Source organism: Thalassospira sp. MCCC 1A03138, assembly GCF_002115785.1.
GTDB lineage: Bacteria > Pseudomonadota > Alphaproteobacteria > Rhodospirillales > Thalassospiraceae > Thalassospira.
This window is the reverse complement of sequence record NZ_JFJY01000027.1, coordinates 1-923: the sequence shown is the minus strand read 5'-3', so window position 1 is coordinate 923 and position 923 is coordinate 1. Positions and strand designations below refer to the sequence as shown.

1 protein-coding gene is annotated in these 923 nt (G+C 58.1%); it reads left to right on the top strand.

Annotated features, from left to right (window positions below; genetic code table 11):
- On the top strand, window positions 1–805 hold an 805-nt coding region (locus TH468_RS21085), incomplete at its 5' end, for an IS5-like element IS1384 family transposase (RefSeq protein ID WP_085646388.1).
- Window positions 806–923: the final 118 nt, after the last annotated feature.

Sequence of the window (923 nt, the reverse complement as noted above, 5' to 3'; positions counted from 1 at the left end):
GCTGCGTGTGCATCTGCTGCAGAACTGGTTCGGCTACAGCGATCCAGCGATGGAGGAAGCGCTGTACGAAACCACGATCCTGCGCCAGTTTGCCGGGCTGAACCTGGAGCGCATCCCCGACGAAACCACCATTCTCAACTTCCGCCGCTTGCTGGAGAAACACGAGCTGGCGGCCGGCATCCTCGCTGTCATCAATGGCTATCTGGGCGACCGCGGCCTGTCGCTGCGCCAGGGCACCATCGTCGATGCAACGCTGATCAATGCGCCCAGTTCGACCAAGAACAAGGACGGCAAGCGCGACCCGGAAATGCACCAGACCAAGAAGGGAAACCAGTATTATTTTGGCATGAAGGCCCACATCGGCGCCGATGACGAATCGGGTCTGGTGCACAGCGTAGTGGGCACGGCGGCCAATGTGGCGGATGTCACCCAGGTGGACAAATTGCTGCATGGCGACGAAAACGTGGTCTGCGCCGATGCAGGCTACACCGGTGTCGAAAAGCGGCCCGAGCATGAAGGACGTGAAGTTATCTGGCAGGTGGCGGCACGCCGCAGCACCTACAAAAAACTCGATAAGCGCAGCGTGCTGTACAAAGCCAAGCGCAAGATTGAAAAGGCCAAGGCTCAGGTGCGCGCCAAGGTCGAGCATCCGTTCCGGGTAATCAAGCGCCAGTTCGGTTACACCAAGGTGCGCTTTCGCGGCTTGGCCAAAAACACGGCGCAACTGGTGACACTGTTCGCTCTGTCGAACCTGTGGATGGCGCGCCGACATTTACTGACGAATGCAGGAGAGGTGCGCCTGTAATGCGGGAAATGGCCACCGGAGTGGGGTCCGGGTGGCGAAAACGTAAGAAATACTCGTCGAATTGATTGTTTTTTGATCATTTGGCGAGTTTAAAAGTTGCGCTAGGTGGTATGCCGGG